The following is a 23,686-nucleotide window of genomic DNA, read 5'->3' on the forward strand; positions in this document are numbered from 1 at the left end:
GACCTCACCTATCATAGCGGTTACTTGCTTTGGTGATAGCTGCGAATCAAAAAACGCAGAAATTATCATAAGATAAGCTTCTGCGTTTAAGTGATAAGTTCGTTTTTTATACAGTTTGTTTTTGGTGTTGAGTTTTCCAAGCTCAGGCGATGCCTAGGTTGGGCAACTCTTGGAGAGGCTACGCCAACGCCTACGCTCCCAAATTTAAACCCAAAATATTATCCGAGTTACTCACTCACCATTATCTGTTACGCAAAAGCATTATTTAGCAGCTAAAACTGGCTTTTTTGCTGTTGATTGCACTAGTTCGGCAGTTGATTGTACTAGTTCTTTTGCCTTTGATTGCACTAGTTCGGCAGTTGATTGTACTAGTTCTTTTGCTGTTGCCGCTACTGGTTGTGGCTGCAACAGTTGGGTGTAAAGTTCACTCAGTTGATGTGCAACACCATCCCAGCTAAACTTAGTTTCGACGCGCTTTCTACCAGCTTTACCCAATTCATCTCGCCATTCTGGATTTAAGAGAATTCGGTCAATAGCAGACGCAAAAGCATTTACATCTTGCGGTGGAGCTAATAAACCAGTTTCTTCATTAACTACAGTAAACTGAAGTCCGCCGACATCACTTGCTATTACCGGTGTACCGCTTGCCATCGCTTCAATCGCCACTAATCCAAAGGGTTCGTAGTGACTGGGAACAACGCAAACATCGGCCGCGGCGTAATAAGTTGGTAAAATATCTTGACTCAAACGACCCGCAAAGGTGGTAAAGTCGCTCATTCCCAATTCGTTGACGATCTGCCCAATGCGATCGCGTTCAATGCCGTCGCTGTTACCTGGAGTGCTACCACCACCAATAATTAGCTGGATATTTTTGGAGTCGCGTAGTTGAGACTCGTTTACCGCCCGTACCAAAGTTTCTATACCTTTGCGTTGGTCAAAGCGCCCCACGTATAGTACAACTTTGGTTTCTTTATCAATCCCCAATTCAGCCCTGGCTGCTTCTCGTGCAATGGAGCCAAAGCGCTGAATATCTGTACCGCAGGGAATGATATCGATATTGCCTTTTGTGGAAACTAGCGATCGCATGTGTTCCTGTTCTTGCGGACTGGTCGCTACAATTCGCTCTGCTTTTTCTAACACCTCTTTTTCTACTGCTAATCGCTGACTAGCAATCAGAGGAATATCTTCTATGGTGTTATACTTCACCGCTCCTAATGAGTGGTAGGTATGAACCTGTTTGATCTGTTGGATTTTCTTTAACTCCATCCCCACCCAACTAGAGAGCCAGTAGTTAGTATGAACTAACTCGTATGTAAAATCATTTTTTGCTTGAAATTTGAGGAAATTATCTACAAATTCTGGCAGATATTCAAAAATTTCATCTCGCGGCACAAACTCAAGGGGGCCAGCTTTTAAACGGATAGTTCGACAATTGTTGCTATGTTCAACTATCGAGTCTTGCTCCAGACTCACTTTGCGGGTAAACATATCAACTTGCCATCCCAGCTGCGCTAGTGCTTCACCCACATTACGCACATAAACATTTTGTCCCCCAGCTTCTTCTTTCCCTATTTCAATCGCTGGGTCTCCGTGGACGGAAATCAAGGCGATACGTTTTTCGGTGGTAGAGTTCATAGTTTGTGTGTTGCTGATTTTAACAAAGTTTTCGGCTGTTCCAAGCACGTATATAGCACACTTGCCTGAATTGTTTAGGAACTTTGATTATTATTGATTTTAATTTACTATGTCTAATTTTTTTTAACATCTTCTGTCAGAAGTATACTTCTAAGTTAAAAATAAACATTTAGTTTCTTTAGATATAGGAAATTGTTATACCTATATCTCATCCTTTTGATAGATAAAGATCGGATATTTTCATTCATGTCTAGCTCTAATTTCATAAATAAATATGGCAAGTTTAATTTGCTCTCTACCTAGAGACTCAGTTCTCTGACTTTTGCAAGGATATATCTGGTGAATAGGGGGTTTGACCCCCTAAGACATCTCAGAGCAGGAAGTCAGAAGACTTGAAGAAGAAGTCAGAATTCAGAATTCAGAATCAAGACGCGACGCTATCTGCTTTTTCGTTCAAAATACCCAACTGTTAGCGGTAGCGGGGCGTTTAGCCCATTGTGGCAACTGACGCCTTTATTCTGTTTTGATAAAAATATATTTATTTAGCTTATATTCTCTAAAAGAAATCTAAATTCTGTTTTTACGCAATTCTACTGATTTTGCTTCAAACTAATAAATATAGTCACCACCAATTTTCAAACGGAGAAGATTAATATATGAGTTTGATAGATGGTATATTTCTGACGATATTAAATACTGTTGCCTGTCTAGGACTGCCTAAGCTGCTATCTGTAATTTTGACTGTCAAAAACCAAAACACTGAGTCTTCAAAGTCTGCTATGACATCACAAGATTCTAACTCTGAAATTCCCAGTTTTTCTTAATATCAACTGACTATCTATAGATATCGCCTTGATGAGGAGAAAACTTAGTTATTGGTGCAAGGCGATTTCTGAATAATAAATGATACAAATTGTGTTTTGGGAAAAGAATGAGAGCTGTTTTTCCATTCAACCTAAAATTTATACAGGAAAAAACTGGTTTACAGTACAGCTAAAACCAGGCAATAACGGAGAAATGAGATTATCGCTACTAAATAAGGTTGCTACCAAGTTAAGTTGACTTTGTTCGCGCCGATAGACCTCTAGTTTACGCGATCGCCAATCAGCAATCCAATATTCTTTTACTCCTCTGGAAGAATAAAGTTTAAGTTTAGCTTCTTTATCTCGTCTTAGGTCTTCGTTGCTAGCAGACAAAACTTCGACTACTAAATCTGGTGCGCCAGTTAAATGTCCCGCTTCATCCAATGTTAGCGCCAAGGTTTCTTTAGTAGCCCAAACTACATCAGGAATCACATTATCTGATTCTGAAAACAAAACGCCAGGGTTGATTACAGCTTCTCCTAAACCAGTAGACTCTGACCAAACATCAAGTTGTCGAAAAATCTTGCCACAAGTTTGCTGATGTTTAAAGTGAGGTGCCCTGGTCATAAATAATTCTCCATCAACTATTTCGTAGCGCGTCCCTTCATTTTCTGCAAATAGTTCCACATCGTGAATTGTCCAGCGTACTCCTGTATTAAGCATCTCACTCATCGGCTAACTCCTTTAATCTTGTTTATTACTTGTCCTAAGCAAATCATCACTTGCGATTTTCGCGCCGCCACTTACACCGCACTAAGCGAATTTCATCAAAAGTGTAGCTTTCACCTAGTTGTTCTTTGATAGGAGTGAGGGAAATATCACCGAGTACTTCTAAAACTTGCCAAATTTTTTGTTGATGTTCTAAAGGTACTAATTGATTTAAATCAACTGGCTGATTTTTTTCAATTAGTTTTTCTAGATGACTGCTAACTGTTGCTGGACTAAGATTGCGTTTTTCGGCAATTTGAGCGATATTTAAACCCTGTTGATGTAATTGTAATGTCTGCAATTCTGTGTAAGAAGAAGATGATTTGGCAGAAGATACGGAAGTAGCAGATTTATTTTGCAAACCTTTTTCTTGGCGGTAGGCGCGAATTTCTGTAATGAATTTTTCGCCATATTGAGCGAGTTTGTGACTACCTACACCAGAAAGTTTGGCAAATTCAGTTAAGTTTTGGGGTTGCACCTGTACCATCAATTTTAAAGTGGAATCGTGAAAGATCACGTAAGGTGGTACAGATTGCTCATCAGCTAATTGTTTACGTAGCGATCGCAACTTCTGTAATAATATTTCTGCAACTTCTGCTTTTTCACTCTCCTGTTCCCAGGTAATCTTTTGGACTGTGGTTATAGCTAGCGAAACTGTGCGTTGTTTTCGCATTACTTCCCAACTGTGGGCATTTAGTTTTAAAACTGAGTAACCATCGCTAGTTTGTTCTATTAACCCTTGATGTAAAAGCGATCGCCCCAACATTCGCCATTCATCTACAGTTCTATCTTTACCAATACCGTAAGTAGAAAGTTTATCGTGTTCGTACTGGATAATTTTGTCTTTTTTTGCCCCCCGCAACACATCAATTATGTGCAGCATTCCAAACCTTTCTTTGCAACGGGCCACACAAGATAAAAATTTCATGGCTTCAATTGTCCAATCTTGCATCGGTTTGGGATGACGACAATTGTCACAGTTACCGCAATTCCCAGGAAACCTTTCGCCAAAATAACCCAGTTGAATTGTTCGCCGACAATCAGTACCTTCAGCGTAATCGATCATCTGACGTAATTGTTGTTTAGCAATCAACTGTTCTTGAGGGTCAGTTTTTTGATCGATACTCCATTCAATTGTTTTAACATCACCAAAGCTGAAAAATATCGTACACCGAGATGGTTCTCCATCTCTCCCGGCTCTACCAGATTCTTGATAATAACTTTCTATATTTCTGGGCATATCAAAGTGAACTACCAGCCGCACATCGGGTTTATTAATTCCCATCCCAAAGGCGACTGTTGCCACCATCACCCGGACATCATCTCGAATAAATCGCGTTTGATTACTACTACGTTCCTCATCAGTTAATCCGGCGTGATAAGGCAGAACACCAATCTTATCATTTTGCAGTTTAAAAGTAAGTTCATCAACTTTTTTACGAGTTAAAGAATAAATAATTGTCGAACCTTCAGTTTCTCGAATTAGTTCTAATAATTCAGCGTAAGCATATTTAGTTTTAGGACGAACTTCGTAATAAAGATTTTCACGATTAAAACTGGCAAGATGGATGCTTGGTTGCTTCAGACCTAGTTGTTGAATAATATCACTACGGACGCGATCGGTTGCTGTGGCGGTGAGGGCGACAGTAGGAACATCAGGATAGCGTTTCCGCAGAGATTTCAACTGGCGATATTCTGGACGAAAATCATGTCCCCATTCCGAAACACAGTGCGCTTCATCAATAGCAAAGCTAGAAATACCGATTTTTTCTTTAACTAAATCGAGAAACGGTAGAAACCTTTCACTCAGCAGACGTTCCGGGGCGACGTAGAGTAATTTTACTTTACCGCTGAGGATGGCTTCTTCCCGCGATCGCACTTTGTAAGCGTTCAAACTGCTATTGAGAAATGTCGCGTTAATATTATTATTTCGCAGTGCTTCTACTTGGTCTTGCATCAAAGCAATTAACGGCGACACCACCACAGTTAGTCCATTTTTCAACAATGCTGGTAGCTGAAAACATAGAGATTTCCCCCCCCCAGTCGGCATCACAACCATTAAATCTCGATTTTGCAGCGCATCTTCGATAATTTGCCGTTGTCCGGGGCGGAATTGGTCGTAACCGAAGTGATATTTTAGCGATTGTTCGAGATGGGGATACTGAAGCATAGCGATACCTACGGTGGGCTTTGCCAACGCTTTTTCGGGGGCTGTCTGCGTTAGTAGTGATTGAAGATATCAGGATTTTAACTCACATCATTGGTAGCTTTGGCCAGACCTGCATTTGTGTTGACGATCGCACGCCGATCAACCATCATACATGATGCGATGTCTACGACGGGCTACGCCTACGCTTGACTTTAAAGACTGTCGCTACAATATTAGCGATCGCACTTGTGTTGAGCTAATAAACATTGTCATGAGTACCAATGTCTAACAAAAGAACAACTTGTTCCCCACTCTCTCCATCGGTTTTCAGTGAGAAAACAACGCGCCAATCATATCCACAAGAGCATGAAAGCAATCCTGATAGCTTCCCCTCTAGCTTGTGAGTGCCCAAGGTGGCTGCAAATATGTCATTTTCCATACCAGCAATAGTTTCTTCTATTCTGGCCTGTAAGTCAGTATTACGGCGAGTAAATTTTCGGAAAGCTCTTTTAAATTTACTCGTGATAACTAACTTATACATCGGCTGCACTTGGGTTATTGAGATATTCCCGTAATTCTTGAATTGCTTCGGCAGCAGTCTGGACTTTGAGCCTACCTGCTTGAAATTCAGCAATGGAAGCTGCTGCATCTGACGCAATTTCATCTCGCCGACTTTCAATAATTCGGTTTTTGAGAATTTGTACCAGCATTTCTTGCTGCTCTAAAGTAAGCTCCATTGCGGCATCTAAAACTCTATCTAGGTTACTCAATTGCTCGATCCTCTTAATTATTTGGGTTGATACAGAACTCGTAAGATATAAAAAACTTGTAAGTCTTATCCTTATCGCTTTTTGAGCTTCGTCAAACTCATATTAACTTATCGCACTAAATCAACCTTTATACATGAGAGATGGCTTTACTTTAAAGACTGCCGCTACAATATTAGCGATATTAGCGATCGCACTTGTATTGAGCTAATAAACATCGTCATGAGTAAGTCAGCATTACGACGAGTAAATTTTCGGAAAGCTGTTTTAAATTTGCTCGTGATAACTAACCTATACATCGCCTGCACTTGGGTTATTGAGAGTTTTTTTAACGATCGTTATTCGAGGTTTCCCTAGCAGCTCTTGACTTTGGACAGTGAGCAAATTCAAGGGGTGTAGTCGGCTCGGCACATTTTAGCTGTGATTCTAAAACATCAATCTTTCGTAAAAGTGATACTCCCCACACTATAGAAATCACCAACTTGATAGTCATACCCACGAGCAAAAGTGTCACTATTGTGGCATTTTTCTTTTGTTGAGCCAGCCTTTTTTGTTGCTCAAGAAGTCGTGCTTCGACTTCTTGGGCACGTTCAGCTTCTAATGCTTGCTGTACTTCTCGCCGATCTAATTCTTCACTAGCAGCTAAAAAGCGATAATCTAAGTTGCTCAAGCTTTTACCATTTGCCCAAGTTTGAGCATCGATCAAGGCTTGTCCGCGCAATAGGCGAGATTTATCTTTTTCTTCTGAGGCTACCCATACATTGAAGTTTTCGTAGTAGGGGCGCAAGTCAGCTAGTTTTTTTCCAACCCATTCTAAATTGAAAACTTCTTGATAAATTCGGTTTTTTACTTGGAGAAAACCTTGTTTTTTGATTACCAAACCCGACAGCAACAGTTCTACCTGTTCTCGACTATCATCGGCTGTTACTTTCATTCCTTGGAGGATTTGTTGATAAATTCCTAACAATCTGGCGGCAAATTTTTCGTTTCGGAGGATGCGATCGCGAATAGTTCGTAAATGCTCCGGTTCGTCTTGTGATTCCCATTTCTCGATGACGTGCGATCGCACCACATTTTCTATCCAAAATTTTTCTGTGCCAGGGGGAATTTTGAGATTTCTACCCATATCATCTTGAGATAAATTTACAAGCAGCCGACACAGCTTTTGAGTAAGAAATGGTTGCCCTTCTGTCCAACCTAATACTTCTTTCAAAACTTTCTGGGGATGATTGTCTTTAATATCTAGTCCTAAAGATAGTGGTTGAGCTTCTTCAAAGGTGAAACCATTTACTTGGATGGTTTTACCCAGATTAAACGGGGTAGTATGATTTTGATATATAATTAAGTCTGAAGGTGTAGCAACCCCGAAAATTGCAAATGTAATCCGATTATACTCTGGATTAATTGCTCGTTGGTTATAACAAAACCGAATCAAGCTAAAAAAGTCATCAACAGAAAAATTGAGGCTGAGTATACTATCAACTTCATCAATAAAAATAAATAGCTTTTCGTCAGGAAACTGAGTTAACAAAACTTCCGAAATAAACCGACTGATTTTATGAATCAAAGAAAGATCGTTTTGTTCTTGCCACCAGGCTTTTAAATTTACTTTTCCTAATAGTTTAAAACTCAACCATAAGTCACCAACAATTCCTTTATACCACTGCTCTGGAGTTATATTTTCACATCCAATATTAGTCATATCAACAGTGGCACATCTAAAGCCCTCTTTTTGCAAGCGGTTCTTTGTTTTTACCATCAGTGAGGATTTACCCATTTGCCTACAGCTTAGGATGTAACAAAAGTCCCCCTGTTTCAAAGCTTCGTAAAGTTCCACATCCGCTCTGCGCTCAACATAGCTAGGAGCATCATTAGTGAGAGTACCACCAACTTGGTATCGATAATTTTTCATTTAATTAATTAATTTTTAATTTCAAAAAAGTTTATTTTGGGACAGTTGATAAAAATCATAAAAAATCTATGAGTAACTAGGTTCATAGTTAGAACTTTAGTGCTTACTATGAACACTCAAAAATAGATGGTAAATTTAGTAGAAGCATTAGCACTATTTTGCTTTTAAAACTGTTGGCTAAAATAAAGACGATATAACTCACACATGGCGCTAGCTTGATTGCCGTTTAGTTGAACCAAACCCATGCTTTCTAGCTTGTAAGCAGCGATCGCGTTTAACTCCACTTTTTCATTTGTTGCAATTACCTGTTCCATAGCTGACATTAATTCTGGTTCTGCTTGCAGTAATGTCAACAGTTCTCGTAAATGCTGACCGTAAATTCCTACTGGTGTAGATGCAGTTTCTAATAACACCTCCAGCGTCATTTCTCCCTGACATAGATGATAAAATGCAAGGCTCACCAAATAGGGATGTCCTCCTACCATTGCTTGTAGGGGTGCAAGGCATTTTATCCCTTCCGAGTTTCCTGCCCAATCTAGTCCGTAACGTAATGCTAAATTCTGTACCTCCTTAAGGGTAAATGGTGGCAGTGTAATTGTTATCCCTACATTGAAAGGCGATTGGTTGAGCTTAAGCGGAATATAAATTTCTGTGGTGTGAACTACTACCATCCGCAGTTTTTGCCAAGTCCGATCTTGCTTGGCTTGTTCATGCCAAAATCGCAGCATTGGTAGAAAGTCTTGGGCAATATTGGGATGTTCAAAAATCCGATGGACTTCATTCAAAGCCAAAACTACAGGACTATCATCAATGTATTGCAACAAATAAGCTTCAAAATAGATTTTGCAGCTGACCTTGCTGCCCATTTCCATATCCCAAAAATCATCTATACAAGGAAAGAGATTTAACTGCCTACTAACATTTACACAAAACCAACGCAAAAATTTATCCAGGGAAGCAAAAACGTCTTGGTCAGCTTCTTGAAAGTCCAAATAGACAATTTGATAAGCTTGCTCCTTAGCATAAGCAATCATCCGATTGAGCAGAGAACTTTTTCCCATCTTTCTAGGCGCTTTGAGCCTGATTAAGCAACCAGGGTATAAAATCTCATTACAAACAAGTTCTTCCAGGGAAGGGCGATTGATGTAAAGATGAGAACCTAGTGCTACAGGGCCGCTAGGAAATTCTATCTTGCTTGCTGAAAAAAAGTCTGGAGAAACAATTTTTAAGCTAGATTCTTCACCAAACTTTTCTTGGATTTGATTTTCTTGATTACCTATCTCGTCTTGCAAGTGTTTATTCAAGGCTAAATGCAGATTTTTTTTCGTTATTCTTTTTCCAAGTGCTATAGAAAGGTCTTGCCACAACTCAGAACCAATTTCCTTGATGTAATTGTTGCCGTAGCCTGATACCTCTGCCATCTCACCATAAGTTTTACCCAACCACGATTGATAGAGCACAAACCACTGAATTGAATCGAGAGGCTTGTCTTGGAGAATTTTTTTTACAGATTGTAGAAGCTTATCCACAGACAATAAATTGTTAAACAGCTAGGCAATTTACTTATACTTTTCAGCCTAGTAGTAATATACATCTGAAATATATCTGAAAAAAAAATATTTGAAAACAGAAAAAATAAATTATGATTGGATTCTTCAGTATACCAAAAATGTTATTATAATTACTTTTTTGAAGGTTTTTTGTATAGAGGTTAAGTCGGTAAGCACGATAAAACCAATATATATTTAGTTTTGTAAAAACGGTGAAATAACGAATTTGTAAAGTATGTGCTGTATTTACATTTCGTAAAATACTTGAGGATTTTCTCGCCCACTTACTTAGCCCTCTTTTATCACTTTCGGAAAACAGTAATCTCAGCCAAATTCTGAGACTTGGATTTAGTCTAGGTTTGAGGCTTTATTTTCCAACAGAAACTAAAATTTATAGACAAAAAGTAGAAATTAAAGCCCCGTAACCGTTTGAGCGATTGGATTCTCCCAAAGTGACAAAAGCTGTTTACGGACGCGATCGCTTCCGTTATGGATGGAAGAAACAAGTAAAATCCTCTTCCCTTTTGCCTTCTGCCTCGTGTCTCCTGTCTTGTTTCTTGAAAGAGGGTTAGCCCTCTTCCATCACTCTTGGAGAAAGCAATCGCTGCAAGGCTTACGAGACATCACTTTCCAGGTTTTGGCTACATTTTTGAATTTATATTAGAAAATAAAGCCTTAAACCTTGATTTAGTCATAGTTTCAGTTTTATGCTTCGATTATTGTTTTCTGAGAGTGATGGAAGGGCGTTAGTTCAGCCTAAATACAGCCCTGAAAAACCTGGTGATAATGATGGCTCACTGGTATGAGATCCTAGAGACAGTCAATGGAAGCTGAACAGAATGGAACAACATCAGAAGCCAACGGTTGTAATTACGGGTGCCTCTTCGGGGGTGGGTTTGTATGCTGCAAAAGCTCTTGCTGAAAAAGGATGGTATGTCGTACTAGCCTGTCGGGATTTAGCGAAGGCACAAAAAGCAGCCCAAGATGTGGAAATCCCCTACAACAGTTATACCAGCATACATATTGACCTTGGCTCCTTGGAAAGTGTTCGACAATTTGTGAAGAACTTCCGAGCCACTGGCAAGTCTTTAGACGCTTTGGTGTGCAACGCTGCAATTTATATGCCCTTAATCAAAGAGCCGTTACGCAGTCCAGAAGGTTACGAGTTAACTGTCACTACTAATCATCTAGGGCATTTCCTATTGTGCAACCTGATGATAGAGGATCTGAAGAAATCATCTTTAGAGCCAAGGCTGGTAATTTTAGGAACAGTCACGCACAATCCAGACGAACTGGGTGGAAAGATTCCACCACGTCCCGACTTGGGCGATTTGCAAGGCTTTGCAGAAGGGTTTAAAGAGCCAATATCGATGATTGATGGCAAGAAATTTGAACCAGTTAAAGCTTACAAAGACAGCAAGGTTTGCAACGTACTGACTATGCGGGAATTGCACGAGCGCTATCACCAGTCAACCGGTATCGTCTTCAATTCTCTTTATCCGGGATGTGTTGCAGAAACACCGCTATTTAGAAACCACTATCCCCTGTTTCAGAAAATCTTTCCATTATTCCAGAAGTATATTACTGGGGGATATGTGTCTCAGGAGTTGGCGGGAGAACGGGTTGCTGCTGTGGTTGCCGATCCTGAGTATAATCAATCCGGTATTTATTGGAGTTGGGGAAATCGCCAGAAGAAAGATGGCAAGTCTTTTGTGCAAAAAGTCTCTCCTCAAGCTCGCGATGACGACAAAGGCGATCGCATGTGGGAACTAAGCGCAAAATTGGTTGGGCTTGGGTGATGACACAGGACTTGGTGTTACCTTGTGCATGATTCGTCGATTCATCAATCCACTTTTTTGAATTGGCATCATGCAGAGGTAAAAATGGTTGAGGTGATTATTACGTCACCTCTGACTTTATTGATAGCTTTATTTTAAATAGCGCTACAGAGCCAATACAGTTGTGAAAAAAGCTAGTACTTAGTGCGAGCGATAATAAATCATAAAAATTGTAAAGTTTTAGATAAAGGAAATGATATGGTGCTTAACGATTTCAGAGCAGTATTTCTTCCTTATTGCATTGAAGATGATGAGTTTTTACCTCAGTAAGCCCTGAATCAGTCTGTATGTACCGCTTCACTCTACAGTTATACCTCTATATTGGTTACTCTCTTGACTTAATACATGGAAAATATGTATAATGGCGAACGCATAGAAGGGGAGTAGCTGCTGGCAAAAAAACTTGAAAGCCAGTACATCTGAATCAACATACTGGCGATGAGCCTGGTTCAGATGGCAAGTAATCAATATTTGAAAGCGAGACCTTCACTAAGTTCACACCGAAAAGTGTAAACTTGGTGAGGTCTTTTGGTTCTCATCAAGCTTCACATCGGTAAACGATTCTTCAGGAGCTTGAGAGAGTGTTAACAGCTTTTACCGCAGGTTTATTACTAATTACAGTTTCAGAACTAGGCGATAAAACATTTTTTATTGCTGTAATTTTGGCAATGCACCACCCGCGGCGGCTGGTATTTATAGGTGTGACAGCTGCTTTAGCCGCGATGACAATCCTTTCGGTGATATTTGGACAAGCAGTATCTTTGTTGCCAAAAGTTTATATTCATTACGCCGAAATCGCTTTATTTATTGCCTTCGGTATCAAGTTGTTGTATGACGCTAGTAAGATGTCCAATGCTGCTTGTGATACAGAAGTTGTGGAAGAAGCTGAAGCTGCGGTGAAACAAGCAGATTTACAGTTACCAAAGCAAAAGACTGGTTTGGCAATTGTTATAGAAGCCTTTGTATTGACATTTATGGCAGAGTGGGGCGATCGCACTCAAATTGCCACCATTGCCCTAGCAGCAGGCAATAACCCCATTGGAGTGACAATAGGTGCAATTTTAGGACATTCTATTTGTGCTGCGATCGCAGTTATCGGCGGCAAAATGATTGCCGGACGCATTTCTGAGCGTCAACTCACCCTGATTGGCGGATGCCTGTTTTTAGTCTTTGGTATTGTTGCTGCCATTGAAGGAGCGTAAGGGGAAGGAGCAGGGGAGCAGGGGGAGAAAAATTAATAACCAATGCCCAATGCCCCATACCCTATGCCCATTACTTGGGAGTATTTCCCAATGAAGATGCGGGAGATGAAGCAGATTTAGGAATGGGGGAAACCGTTCCTGCCTTCTTAATTTCGTCTCTGTACTTAGCAGGTGCTAAAGCTGCGGCACTATCAAATAAAGGTTTTGCATCTGCGTCTTTGCCCTGTTGTTTTAGGAGCATCGCTTTTGCCACGACGGGGCGAAAATCCTTGGGATCTTTCTTAATTGCCTGGTCATAAACAGAGCTAGCTTGAGCATAGCGTTTCTGGGAAGCATGAACAGAACCTAACAGCACCTGCACGGCTACTATATCTACACTTCCAGGCTGAATTGTATTTGCTTGGGCTGCATTAGATAGGGTTTCTTGCAACAAACCAATGGCTGCTTCCGGGCGTTGCTGACTGATCAATAAAGCCACCATTCCTTGCAAAGCCTTCAAATCACCTGGTTTCGTGGACAAAATCGAGCGATAAGCTTGAGCGGCTCCTTCGCGATCGCCAATTTGCTGTTTGGCTTGAGCTAGTAACACTGAATATTCTGACTGTTCGGGATTCAGCTTTGCTAGCTTTTCTAGGGGTTCAATGACAACTTGGATATCAGCTGGTTTAACCTCACTTTTATCTTTTTGACTCAGTAATTGCAGCCGCGCCTGTAACAGACCCTTAAGCGCAGTCTGATTTTCTGGTTCCCGTTGCAAAACCTGTTCATAACCCCGTGCTTCGTCTTCCAGTTTTGATTTTTGGTCAGCAGAGGACAAACTACCTCTGGTGCTAGCGGTATTTTGACTTGAGGGTGGCGTATTATTAAATGCTCCAATTATGGGAATCACCGAAACACCCACAAAAGCAAGAATTGCCACCGCTAAGACGACTTGAACTATCCAACGATTGCGCGGCTGAGACACGGTTTTGTCTTTCTCCTAAATTTTAATGACATTATCATTTACACAAATCGTAAAGTTAAAAATTTCCAAAACTTTGCGGAATACCGCCAATTGCCTGTGAATTTTATAACAATTAACTATCCACACTGCTAAAGTAAGTGATGACTTTAGGAGGAGCCGTCAGAATTGTAGCTATGATATGCTTCCGAAACTAGTGTAAAGCCGCTAAATTAGACATTTAGTGTTTATACATTAAATTTAGCGCCTTTAGGATTGTATAGAGTACCCTAGTGTGATTTTGTGAAAAGCCAATATACTTTCATCAGTCGCACAAATGCTCTTTCCAGCTGCCTTTGTAAAATCCCACAATGGGATGTGTCTCCGCCGCAAGGAGTTTTTATGAATTCCGACCTGATGCCGTTGCCTGAATCTTCCAATTCTTCTGCCTCTAACCAGGGCCCAATTAACGTAGAGGCAGCCGCTAATGTTCATATAGCAGCCCAGTCCTCTAAACAAGTTGACAATTTGCCTGTCAACACCAGCGAGACTGATTCAAATGGGAACTTGATTAATCGCCAGCAACCGATTCCGCCTCCCAGTGAACCGATGCAGTATCGAGCGATCGGCTTAGTCCGGGGTCGCTATCATGCTAGCAGCGAACAATTTACTCAAGGTACGCTGCTGACTCCAGATGGTGTAGAACTCAATGCCGTCCTCCTAGGCCGGATTATGAGCTTAGTCAAGAATCATCTAGACTTAGAAAAAGAACACTTATGGGTAGTATATCCACGTACCAGACAAGAAAATGATACCTTGCACATCCAAATCGTCGGAGTTTGGGAGCCAGAAAATCTGGCTAAAAACTCAACAGATGAGGACGAATCAGATTTTGAGTTGCAAGAGTTACAGACACTCGATGATGGCTTATCCGAGAACTCTGAACTAAATACAACTGCCCCCAGACCTTCATCAGAAGTTGCAGATGGCGGTTTTTCTGTTCGTGGTGAAGTAGTTTACCAATCCTTTGATGCTAAAAGCTTGGTAGTCAAAATTAGGCAGGCTCCACGCAAATCAACTGACAAACCCAAATATTTTAAGTTGAAATTAAGGGGTGTGCTAACTACCAAAGCAGTGGGCAAATTCTGGGACTTCCAAGCCAAGCGAGAAGCTGACGTTTTGATAGTAGAAAAAGCTGAGGCGATCGCTGATTTGCCCAAAAAACGCAAACCACCATTTAAAGGTGGACCTCGTGCTGGCATTGGTGGTGCTGGTGGTAGAAAACCATTCCCCCCCAGACGCACTGGCGAAACTCCTCGTCCCATTAAGAAAACAAGTACAGGCGGCGACCCTTCAGTGGTGTCAAAACCTATACCAAGAACACCCGCTCCTAAACCCATCAAGCGACCGAAACCGACTCAAGATTAGGGAATGGGGCATAAGAGGCAGAGGGGCAGAGGGGCAGAGGGGCAGAGGGGCAGAGGGGAAAAACTTACTCCTACTTCTTCCCCTGCTCCCCTGCTCCCCTGCTCCCCTGCTCCCCTGCTCCCCTGCTCCCCTGCTCCCCTGCTCCCCTGCTCCCCTGCTCCCCTGCTCCCCTGCTCCAATCAAAAATCCGTCCGACGGTCTTGGGGTAGAAAAGATCGCTCCATCGGAATTGGAGAAACTGGTTCTGTAAGGGTAAACGTACCTGCTTCGATCCACTTTTTCAACTCTAGGGCGACTTGCCTAGAAAAAAACAAACTCGCTAAGGGGGCAGAGCGTACTGCTTTGCCCTCTATGGCAATCCGCCCAGATTTGAGTTGGGCGTAACTCACCAAACCAAAGGTGGGACGGACGCGCCGGGGAATGGAAAAATCTACTATTGGGGCTACTAAGTCTCGATCTTGGACGGCGCAGTGTTCAATTACTTGTTCATTTAATACAGGTAGTGGTACACCAACCCCTAACATTAATGAGGGGCCATAACTTTTGAAGTAACACCCCCGCACCCAATGAGCATCCATTTGCTTGGCATCACCAATTAAAGCTAAAGTGGCGGAAGGCCCAATCGGTGTACGATTAGCTAAACGCTTTTGTAAAGGGAAGTGCTGAGTGCCTTCCCAAGCGACATAGCCAATACCACCGCCTAAAAAAATTCGAGTACCTATACCAACGAGTTGCAAATCGGGATCGTTGAGTAAGGGGGAAATCGCACCGGGGTTAGAATAAACAGCATTCCCCAGACGCGGTTGTAAAGGACCGAGATAGGTGAAGAGGGGGCGATCGCCACCATTTACACCAACAATAAAATTTTGATAAAGATTGCGCGGATTGAATAAATAAAACTGATTAATTGTGTCACTGGTAATTGTAGTTTCAAAATTTGCTCTGGGGTAACAATCTGTTACTTGTCCTTGTGCTTTCACGTGTATAGATTTACCAGCGATCAAATCTTCGATTACATGACCGCCACCACGTTCTCGTACTTCTTCTCCGTCCGTCGTCTCCACAGCGCAACTCGCACCTAAATATAAATCTACTGCCCCAAAACCAGAGTATGCTGGCACGCCATCTAACCAACAACGACGAATTTTTATTGGGGGATCGGTATGTCCCAGATTGATAATTGCACCACTTGATTCCATCGGTTCAAAAGTACCAGTGGTAATTACATCGACTTCTTTAGCAGCTTTACTAACACCGATTTCTACAACTCGTGCTTTTAATTCTTCAGTTGTCAACACCACCGCACGTTGGCGCTTAATTTTCTCGTTAATTTCTGCAATTGTTCGCATCTTATCAGTGCTTACGCTTCCTGGTGAGTGGGAAATGGGGATTAGGGAGTAGAGAAAAGAAATTTTCATTGCTCCTTGTGAGCGCAGATTATCGAGGCTTTTGGATAAACTTCATCTCGAAATAGTTATTGCCAATCTCTGCGCGACAGCTTACCCCGAATAAAGATAAATTCCAAAAAATAATTCAAGTATTGCAAAATTAAAATGATAGATTTTTTAGGGCAAACAAACTGCCTGTATCCAAAATAGTTTTGATTCTACGTAAAATTACCATAAACGAAGCCTTGCATTATTAATCAAATGTATGTATCGTTAGGATTAAGTGGACTTACTGGACTTAAATAATTTTACGTCAACCGAAACAAACATTTCTGGTTTTTGTAAAGCATTATAAGCCAACTAGTCAATCGCAAAGTGCGAGTTAATAGCAGATACTAGAAAGTTTTGAGAAGGTAGAAATTATTTAAGAGCGTTAATAGAAGCGAGGTATAAGCAAAAATAAGTTGCTTTCTGGCGGACTTATTCTGACTTCTACTTCCTCAAAGCAATTCTACTTGTTGCTATTGATTTTATTGCTACATTTGACCCGATAATGAATTGAGTAAGAGGCAATGACTACTTCAGAATTAGCTAATCTTGAGCAAAGAAACCAAAGTAAGATTTCCGATAGGATTGAAAATTTATCCTCTTCATCAGATGAAAAAAAGTTATTTAACCTGAAAGTAATAGAGTATTTATTACTTGCAGCTTTTGTCTCTGCTGGACTCTTTATTATTTTTCTTTCAGATGATAAAAAAGTTGTAATTTCTGGAGCAGTATCTCTAACTTTTTTGTTTTTTTTGTTGCTCATCAATAGACAAGTATATCAGAACTATAAGCAGGCCGCTTATAAATCTGAACTCACCAAAAAAGCTGAACTCTATAGTTATTTATTGACCAATCCTAATTCCTGGGATAAAGATACACTGACTCTGACAAGAGGGAAGGCTTTACAATACAGCCAAGACTTGATTGACGATTATAAAAGAATTAGGGGTTTATCAAGAAACCTTTACTATAGTTTGCAAATTGCGACAGTGATTTTATCAGGAGTCACACCGATTTTAGTTCTGGTAGACAAATTAGAAGCAGGACAAGCTTGGCTGAAGTGGCTACCTGTGCTTTGTCCAGCTGTTGCTTCTATAGTTGCGAGTATAGTTACCTCTTTTCCTTTTCAGAAGAATTCCCTTGCTGCTAATACAGCCGTTGAATTGTTAGAAGCGGAACAAGAGAAATTTATATTGGGCGTGACTCCGCCTTATCGTTGTTATGATGTATCTGACGAAACCCAACAGCAACAAAAGGCAAGTCAGGCATTAGAATATTTTATTGTTCAAGTCAACAATATTCATCTCAACCAATTGCAACAAACTAGCGAGACGCAATCAGAGAAGACAGAATCAGCTTCATCTAATGAGTCAAACAAAGCAGAAGCAGAGGTAACAAACCAGAACAAACAATAGCTGATTAGCTAATTGTGTCCATCCTGATGGTTATTCTTTCAAATAGGATTTATTCAGACTGACTCAAAAGTATGAGATTCCCGACTTATTAAAAAAGTTGGGAATCTTATTGTTTTTTCACTCCAACACTCATTATCCCAATAGCTTCAAAATTTGCAAGACTTCATATAATATCATGCCCGCATAATTAGTTATGCTAACCACAGTCATTACACCCCACCCCCAACCCCTCCCCGCAAGCGGGGAGGGGAGACAAAGCATAGCTTTGGCGGGGTGGGGTTCTTCGGGTTTAATAAGCAATCAAGCGGACATGATATAACTCGTGTCGTTGAGTTAAGGCAAGAGACGCGATGAATCGCCGTCTCTACAATAATTAGTCTTTCGTCTTGACGGCGATTTATAGCATCTTTTCGATCTAAAATTTTCATCAAAAAACCTTAACCGAACCCTATTGCCGCATTCAAAATCGAGTGACTAATCTTATTTTTTCAAGATATCATCATCAATCGAGGGATTCTCATTTATATCTGGATTTTCTGCCGTCCAATTATCATCTGTTCTAGGAGATTCAGAAACTATCACAAACTCAGTCTCTTTTTTATGATTATTTCCCCATTCATCTAAAACATCTTTAATTAATACCTCTTGTAACCAAATCTTAGCGACAACAGTTAAAGGTAGGGCTAGAAATAATCCTAAAAAGCCAAAGAAAGTGACGAAAAATAGCTGGGCAATTAAGGTTATAGCTGGCAGTAATGAGACTTGATGCGCCATGACAACAGGTGTGATGAAATTACTCTCAATCTGTTGAATAATAAAGTAAAGAATCAAGACAGCGATCGCTTTCCAAGGTTCATCCAAGAAAGCGATCGCCATTGCTGGGATTACACTCATTGTTGGCCCCAGATTGGGAATCAAGTTAAAAAATCCCGCTAAAACCGCTAAAGCTAGTGCTGCCTTGACATGCAAAATTGATAAGCCAATCAGACTCATCACCCCCACTACAAAGATGGCAATGAAAGCGCCTGTAATCCATCCCTCCAAAGAGACTTCACATTTATCTAAAATCCCATCTACCCGCCGCCGATAAAATGAGGGGAAAAGCCGGACAAATACTTTGCGGTAAGCCACGGGGTCGGCTAACATCATTCCTGTTAAAACTAACACTAACAAAATCTTGAGGACAACTTCCAAAGAGCCAGATACAAAAGCAAAGGAGTTTCCCAGTAACCGATTGGCGAAGGGTTGTACTTGTTGAATGAGGCTATTGATATCTGGGATATAAGGAACTAACTGGTCAGGAATACGAGTTCTCAGGGCATCAAGCCAACTATTAAAGCGTCCAAACCCTTTAGGAACTTGATATGTTAGTTCTTGAAACTGCTGGGCAAATGGCGGCACAATTAGCCAGAAAAAACCCACGACACCTGCGAAAAAGATAGCTACTGCTAGGAGTACGGCGAATCCGCGCTTCATCCCAAATCTTTGGAAGCGTTTCGCTAGGCGATTTAAGGTGGTGGCTAACACAACTGCGGCAAACATCAACAAAAGCACTTCCCGAATTTGCCACAGGATGTATAAACAAAGAAGTATGGCGATTAAGCCGATCCATTGACCCAGGTTCACAGGCTAACTCCCAACGGTTGGCGAGATGGAATTTTCTTGTAATTAAGCTAGGTTAGCTGATTTTAGGAACTTGTGCGTAAATGCTTTGAGTTAATTTTGTTTTTGTGCTTGAAATCGCCACAGTAGAGCGATCGCTACGATCGCAATCGGTAAAAATACTATAATCAGCGCGTTGGTTGCTGTCGCCGGAATTGGTAGACTTGGCCCTGCATACTTAATCAATACCGATAACAAAGCCGAGAGTAAAAGCAGTTTTAGAATTAATCCTAATTGATTTTCCATAAAAGTACGGCAATACAGATTTTTGTGGTACATACAAATTTGTGCTGTACCGTGTAGTTTCTAGAATAAACCCACAGATACAATCCTTGTAGCTTTCACAAAAATATAATTTATATTACCTGTCAGGAGCGAAGGATGTGAGGCGCGATCGCTATTACACTTTGTTAGTGCTGCCTGAACTTCAGACAGCACATTATACACTATTAAAGCTTTATAGAAAATAACCACAGCAGCCTTTGAGTAATTTAAATTAAGCACAAAGGAATGCAGAGTTTTAGCAAGCTTTATTTGCTATGAACTGGCTCAACTTTATATTTAGTTTTAACTAACTCAGGCAATTGTATCAAAAGTTTTTTCACTCTAGCTTGAATATATTTAGGATTTTTAGGTACACGTTTAGCTATATATCTTAATAAAGCAATCTGATAGCCAAACTTATATTGAATTGCGGAAAATATATTGGAATTGATCTGCTTAACTGAACCTTTTTCTAGGTTTTTTAACTTTGCTACTTCACGATGATATACAGGATGCTCTCCCCAAACGCAGGCAAAGTGTACAAGAGCGGGAGACACCACCTGATTGTATTTTTTAAAAGTCGATTGACCTTTAATAGCATCTATATTAAAAGAACCACGAAGACCGATAGGTGTTCGCATCATCTGACCATTATCTTCAAACATACTTTGATTGTGTAGCATCATAGCTAGACCAAAAATACGTTCATCATTAGGGCCATCACCACGAAATTCGCTAATACCTAGCTTTTGCCAATCCTTTGCCAATTCTAGTGCCGTTTCAAAAAAGACCTTAGCAGTATCATTTTTTTCAAAATAATAGAGACCTCCATTAAATCTAGGTAATTTTGTCAGATTAAATCGTTTGAGTGTATCATCTACATCAATAAATGTATCTTTATCACCTGCTTGAAGATATACATTACCTGCCACACTAAAACTTTTACCTTTAAAATCATCAAAAATAAAGTTAATATCCCTCACTGCTATGCAATCGCTATCAATACAAAGTGTATATTTAAATGGAGAATAATCATAGACATGAAGCTTTTGTTTTACGTTAGAACCGTATTCATCTCTAATGTTTATAACACAATCATAAAGCTCTAGTAAATCTTTATCATTTTCACGATCGGTAACAATAGCACGCGGAATATTTGGTGAATGAAGACGTAGAGAACGTGCTAATGACTTTGCCATTTCTAGATAATAAGATGCTCCGTAAGCATAGGTGATAATGCCACGTTGTGAAATCAACATTATTTTTATTAATTAAGAGTATGTAAGCCTTTCGTTTTCTAATTGCATTCTACCTTACACGCCAAAAGATAGATATCTACTAATATCAATTCAGCTTAAAATCTGTGTAAAGTGTCCGTAAAGTATAGTCAAAATAAAATTTAGACCTGTAAAAGTATACCTGATTGATTGCCTTTAAAATAATATTTTAAAGGTATAGATAGATTAAAAAAAAGATATGCATGCAGCAAAAAACAACACAGATATCGGATTTTATATTCAGCCAACCCTAAAATTAAATGTAGAAAATGGATTGTTATACATCTATTAACTTGATAGATATTGAAATCAGTGCCAGAACGCAGTATAGGTCGGTGGAAATAAACAGACCAGATTGGTGAGAGAATACATAATCAGGTTAAAACCCATCCATTTTGGGGCGCGATCGAGGAATCAGGATGTGGCTAGATTAACTCCTAAAATATTAAATTTAAGCGATGGCGAGCGAGATCAACTCCAACAATCGATCAATAGACACAACACGCCGCAACTCTTAGCGCTACCAAAATAATTATCATGGCATCAGAGGGTCAAAATCATCGTGAAATAGCCCTAAATTTAAACATCAAGAACCAGAGTACGTTCTTTGACGATCGCTATATAACGCTAAACTTTCCACAGATTGGAGTATTGGTATAAATTCGATCTTGACTTCGGGATTGAGATGGTAGCGAGTAAACATTTCATTCATTTGGAAGGGGTGGTTTATTTCCACCACCCTGTACTAGTTGATTGTTCACCTATTAAGAGATACTAAAAGCAGATACATAGGCAAGAAAATATGGAATCCCTAACCTCTCGTATGCAGGCGGTACAATCGCCAATTATTCCTGTGGTTGGGGAACTGATTAAAAACTCTCCTGGAACCATCTCTCTAGGACAAGGTGTTGTTTCTTACAACCCACCACATGAAGCAATAGAATTTTTAGCCAAATTCTTAGCCGAACCCGCCAATAATTTATACAAATCAGTTGAGGGAATTCCCCCTTTACTGACAGCACTTGCGGGAAAATTGCAAGCCTTCAACGGGATTGAAATCAACGGGGAAAACTGCATCGTTGTGACAGCAGGGAGCAATATGGGATTTATGAATGCCATTCTTGCTATCACTAATCCAGGCGACGAAATTATTCTGAATACACCTTACTATTTCAACCACGAAATGGCGATCGCAATGGCTGGTTGTCGTGCGGTATTAGTGGCGACGGATGAAAATTACCAACTGCGAAAAGAAGCGATCGCTCAAGCAATTACTCCTAAAACACGGGCTGTGGTGACGATTTCACCAAATAATCCCACTGGAGTTGTCTATTCTGAAGCAGCGTTGCGCCAAGTAAATCAAATTTGTGCCACTCACAGTATTTACCACATCAGCGATGAAGCTTATGAGTATTTTACCTATAACGGTGTAAAACACGTTTCACCTGGCTCATTTAGTCATAGCAGCGAGTACACCATTTCTCTGTATAGCTTTTCTAAAGCATACGGTTTTGCGAGTTGGCGCATTGGCTATATGGTGATTCCCAAACACTTACTTGTCGCCGTTAAAAAAGTCCAGGATACAATTTTGATTTGTCCGCCAGTCATTTCTCAATATGCAGCTTTAGGGGCGTTGCAGGCAAAAGAGGATTATTTGAAGAGTCATATAGAAGCCATTGCTCAGGTACGCAAACTAGTATTAGACTCTCTTAATCGTCTACAAGGCTTATGTAGCATTATCCCTGCCAATGGCGCTTTCTATTTTTTCCTCAAAGTTCATACCCAGATGGATGCTTTTGAGTTAGTCAAACAACTGATCCAAGAACATAAAGTAGCAGTTATTCCAGGTACAACCTTTGGCATAGATGACGGATGCTATCTACGCGTCGCCTATGGGGCGCTGCAAAAAGAGACGGCAAAAGAAGGTATAGAAAGACTAGTACAAGGTTTGGAAACTATAGTTAGGAGTTAGAAGTCATTCAATTCCTGCCTCCTTCAAAAAGGCGTTAAGCTGTGTTAACCTACCTAGTCCGCAATTCCAAATAGAAAATTCAACAGATGCCAATTATTAATAAGTTAATTGAAATTGAAACTGAGCCAAAAATTAATATTCATCATATCACCCCACAAATTCAAGATTTTATTGCCTCAACATCAATTAAAAATGGACAAGTTTTAGTATTTTCTCGACACACTACAACAGCGTTAGCTATCAACGAAAATGAAATCAGATTATTAGAAGATATAAAAGTATTCTTGCAAAAAATAGCACCGGAATCAGACAGCTATTTGCATAATGACTTGCATTTAAGAGATGTCCCAGAAGATGAGCCGATTAATGCTCACTCTCATTTAATGGCAATGATGCTGAACACTAGTGAGATAATTCCCATTGTGGATGGTAAATTAGCTTTGGGAACCTGGCAATCTGTGTTGTTTTTTGAGTTAGATGGCCCGCGGAAAAGAACAGTATTTGTACAAATTTCTGGCGAATAATCCAATTTCAAATTTGCAATCTTCTCAGAACAACCTAAATCTGAGAGAATTACGAACACGACTAATAAGTACATCAGTTGAACTTACCTACAGCAATTAAAAACCTGAAAGAATGTTTTCAAGTATCACCTTCCTTTCCACAAA

Annotated in this window: 18 protein-coding genes and 1 pseudogene; 7 read left to right on the forward strand and 12 right to left on the reverse strand. The window is 40.2% G+C overall.

Annotation, left to right across the window (positions count from 1 at the left end; all coding sequences use genetic code 11):
- Positions 1 to 399: 399 nt before the first annotated feature.
- Positions 400 to 1,635 (reverse strand): annotated as a pseudogene (locus V7K84_RS15875) (glycosyltransferase family 4 protein); the annotation flags it as partial.
- Positions 1,636 to 2,291: 656 nt separating this feature from the next.
- On the opposite strand from V7K84_RS15875, the gene V7K84_RS15880 reads away from it, so the two are divergent.
- Entirely contained in the window at positions 2,292 to 2,459 is a 168-nt protein-coding gene (locus tag V7K84_RS15880) for a hypothetical protein (RefSeq protein WP_334839374.1), read from the forward strand.
- 138 nt (positions 2,460 to 2,597) lie between these two features.
- Here V7K84_RS15880 and V7K84_RS15885 read toward each other — a convergent pair whose 3' ends face one another.
- The 6 genes from V7K84_RS15885 to V7K84_RS15910 all read right to left on the reverse strand — a co-directional run bounded on the left by V7K84_RS15885 (position 2,598) and on the right by V7K84_RS15910 (position 9,563).
- Positions 2,598 to 3,170 (reverse strand): Uma2 family endonuclease, encoded by a 573-nt coding sequence (locus tag V7K84_RS15885; protein WP_334839375.1) that lies wholly within the window; start codon positions 3,168 to 3,170, stop codon positions 2,598 to 2,600.
- A 46-nt stretch (positions 3,171 to 3,216) separates the two neighbouring features.
- Entirely contained in the window at positions 3,217 to 5,376 is a 2,160-nt protein-coding gene (gene recQ, locus V7K84_RS15890) for a DNA helicase RecQ (protein ID WP_334839669.1), read from the reverse strand.
- Between the two features lie 235 nt (positions 5,377 to 5,611).
- Positions 5,612 to 5,896 (reverse strand): type II toxin-antitoxin system RelE/ParE family toxin, encoded by a 285-nt coding sequence (locus V7K84_RS15895; RefSeq protein ID WP_334839377.1) that lies wholly within the window; start codon positions 5,894 to 5,896, stop codon positions 5,612 to 5,614.
- Positions 5,889 to 6,125 carry a hypothetical protein gene (locus V7K84_RS15900; protein WP_194047619.1) on the reverse strand — a complete coding sequence of 79 codons (237 nt, stop codon included), beginning with the start codon at positions 6,123 to 6,125 and terminating at the stop codon, positions 5,889 to 5,891. The genes V7K84_RS15895 and V7K84_RS15900 overlap by 8 nt, the downstream gene beginning before the upstream one ends.
- A gap of 325 nt (positions 6,126 to 6,450) precedes the next feature.
- Positions 6,451 to 8,034 (reverse strand): AAA-like domain-containing protein, encoded by a 1,584-nt coding sequence (locus tag V7K84_RS15905; protein WP_334839381.1) that lies wholly within the window; start codon positions 8,032 to 8,034, stop codon positions 6,451 to 6,453.
- Positions 8,035 to 8,198: 164 nt separating this feature from the next.
- Positions 8,199 to 9,563 carry an AAA-like domain-containing protein gene (locus V7K84_RS15910; RefSeq protein ID WP_334839382.1) on the reverse strand — a complete coding sequence of 455 codons (1,365 nt, stop codon included), beginning with the start codon at positions 9,561 to 9,563 and terminating at the stop codon, positions 8,199 to 8,201.
- A gap of 860 nt (positions 9,564 to 10,423) precedes the next feature.
- Between V7K84_RS15910 and V7K84_RS15915 the strand changes: the two genes are divergently transcribed.
- Both V7K84_RS15915 and V7K84_RS15920 read left to right on the forward strand, forming a co-directional pair.
- The gene (locus V7K84_RS15915; protein ID WP_334839384.1) at positions 10,424 to 11,383 is read left to right on the forward strand and encodes a protochlorophyllide reductase; all 960 of its coding nucleotides are present in this window, start codon (positions 10,424 to 10,426) and stop codon (positions 11,381 to 11,383) included.
- A gap of 620 nt (positions 11,384 to 12,003) precedes the next feature.
- Positions 12,004 to 12,624 (forward strand): TMEM165/GDT1 family protein, encoded by a 621-nt coding sequence (locus tag V7K84_RS15920; protein ID WP_334839385.1) that lies wholly within the window; start codon positions 12,004 to 12,006, stop codon positions 12,622 to 12,624.
- 70 nt (positions 12,625 to 12,694) lie between these two features.
- On the opposite strand, the gene V7K84_RS15925 is transcribed toward V7K84_RS15920, so the two are convergent.
- Complete coding sequence (locus V7K84_RS15925; protein ID WP_334839387.1) at positions 12,695 to 13,588, reverse strand: tetratricopeptide repeat protein; 894 nt, start codon at positions 13,586 to 13,588, stop codon at positions 12,695 to 12,697.
- 378 nt (positions 13,589 to 13,966) lie between these two features.
- Between V7K84_RS15925 and V7K84_RS15930 the strand changes: the two genes are divergently transcribed.
- Positions 13,967 to 14,992 (forward strand): hypothetical protein, encoded by a 1,026-nt coding sequence (locus V7K84_RS15930; protein ID WP_334839389.1) that lies wholly within the window; start codon positions 13,967 to 13,969, stop codon positions 14,990 to 14,992.
- Positions 14,993 to 15,171: 179 nt separating this feature from the next.
- Here the strand turns inward: V7K84_RS15930 and V7K84_RS15935 are convergent, their stop codons facing one another.
- Complete coding sequence (locus V7K84_RS15935; RefSeq protein WP_334839390.1) at positions 15,172 to 16,341, reverse strand: homocysteine biosynthesis protein; 1,170 nt, start codon at positions 16,339 to 16,341, stop codon at positions 15,172 to 15,174.
- Positions 16,342 to 16,952: 611 nt separating this feature from the next.
- On the opposite strand from V7K84_RS15935, the gene V7K84_RS15940 reads away from it, so the two are divergent.
- Complete coding sequence (locus V7K84_RS15940) at positions 16,953 to 17,843, forward strand: DUF4231 domain-containing protein (protein WP_334839392.1); 891 nt, start codon at positions 16,953 to 16,955, stop codon at positions 17,841 to 17,843.
- 480 nt (positions 17,844 to 18,323) lie between these two features.
- On the opposite strand, the gene V7K84_RS15945 is transcribed toward V7K84_RS15940, so the two are convergent.
- From V7K84_RS15945 to V7K84_RS15955, 3 genes are all read right to left on the reverse strand, one after another.
- On the reverse strand, positions 18,324 to 19,469 hold the full coding sequence (locus V7K84_RS15945) for an AI-2E family transporter (RefSeq protein ID WP_334839394.1): 1,146 nt from the start codon (positions 19,467 to 19,469) through the stop codon (positions 18,324 to 18,326).
- A 90-nt stretch (positions 19,470 to 19,559) separates the two neighbouring features.
- Positions 19,560 to 19,751: a hypothetical protein gene (locus tag V7K84_RS15950; RefSeq protein WP_289800122.1), complete on the reverse strand. Its 192-nt coding sequence runs from the start codon at positions 19,749 to 19,751 to the stop codon at positions 19,560 to 19,562.
- A gap of 284 nt (positions 19,752 to 20,035) precedes the next feature.
- The gene (locus V7K84_RS15955; protein WP_334839396.1) at positions 20,036 to 21,028 is read right to left on the reverse strand and encodes a hypothetical protein; all 993 of its coding nucleotides are present in this window, start codon (positions 21,026 to 21,028) and stop codon (positions 20,036 to 20,038) included.
- Positions 21,029 to 21,848: 820 nt separating this feature from the next.
- On the opposite strand from V7K84_RS15955, the gene V7K84_RS15960 reads away from it, so the two are divergent.
- Together V7K84_RS15960 and V7K84_RS15965 are read left to right on the forward strand one after the other, a co-directional pair.
- Positions 21,849 to 23,018, forward strand: coding sequence for a pyridoxal phosphate-dependent aminotransferase (locus V7K84_RS15960; RefSeq protein ID WP_334839398.1), 1,170 nt, complete (start codon positions 21,849 to 21,851; stop codon positions 23,016 to 23,018).
- 86 nt (positions 23,019 to 23,104) lie between these two features.
- A complete protein-coding gene (locus tag V7K84_RS15965) occupies positions 23,105 to 23,542 on the forward strand; it encodes a secondary thiamine-phosphate synthase enzyme YjbQ (protein WP_334839400.1) in 438 nt (145 codons plus the stop codon).
- Positions 23,543 to 23,686 lie beyond the last annotated feature (144 nt).

The sequence above is a fragment of the Nostoc sp. genome (genome assembly GCF_036917315.1).
Taxonomy (GTDB): domain Bacteria; phylum Cyanobacteriota; class Cyanobacteriia; order Cyanobacteriales; family Nostocaceae; genus Nostoc.

Bases quoted from the DNA above. Each gene is read 5' to 3' on its own strand.
- V7K84_RS15915 (WP_334839384.1), top strand. From the start codon at position 10,424: ATGGAACAACATCAGAAGCCAACGGTTGTAATTACGGGTGCCTCTTCG.
- V7K84_RS15965 (WP_334839400.1), top strand. From the start codon at position 23,105: ATGCCAATTATTAATAAGTTAATTGAAATTGAAACTGAGCCAAAAATT.
- V7K84_RS15880 (WP_334839374.1), top strand. From the start codon at position 2,292: ATGAGTTTGATAGATGGTATATTTCTGACGATATTAAATACTGTTGCC.
- V7K84_RS15895 (WP_334839377.1), bottom strand. From the start codon at position 5,896: ATGTATAAGTTAGTTATCACGAGTAAATTTAAAAGAGCTTTCCGAAAA.
- V7K84_RS15960 (WP_334839398.1), top strand. From the start codon at position 21,849: ATGGAATCCCTAACCTCTCGTATGCAGGCGGTACAATCGCCAATTATT.
- V7K84_RS15935 (WP_334839390.1), bottom strand. From the start codon at position 16,341: ATGCGAACAATTGCAGAAATTAACGAGAAAATTAAGCGCCAACGTGCG.
- V7K84_RS15930 (WP_334839389.1), top strand. From the start codon at position 13,967: ATGAATTCCGACCTGATGCCGTTGCCTGAATCTTCCAATTCTTCTGCC.
- V7K84_RS15940 (WP_334839392.1), top strand. From the start codon at position 16,953: ATGACTACTTCAGAATTAGCTAATCTTGAGCAAAGAAACCAAAGTAAG.
- V7K84_RS15905 (WP_334839381.1), bottom strand. From the start codon at position 8,034: ATGAAAAATTATCGATACCAAGTTGGTGGTACTCTCACTAATGATGCT.
- recQ (WP_334839669.1), bottom strand. From the start codon at position 5,376: ATGCTTCAGTATCCCCATCTCGAACAATCGCTAAAATATCACTTCGGT.
- V7K84_RS15885 (WP_334839375.1), bottom strand. From the start codon at position 3,170: ATGAGTGAGATGCTTAATACAGGAGTACGCTGGACAATTCACGATGTG.
- V7K84_RS15950 (WP_289800122.1), bottom strand. From the start codon at position 19,751: ATGGAAAATCAATTAGGATTAATTCTAAAACTGCTTTTACTCTCGGCT.
- V7K84_RS15955 (WP_334839396.1), bottom strand. From the start codon at position 21,028: ATGTTGATTTCACAACGTGGCATTATCACCTATGCTTACGGAGCATCT.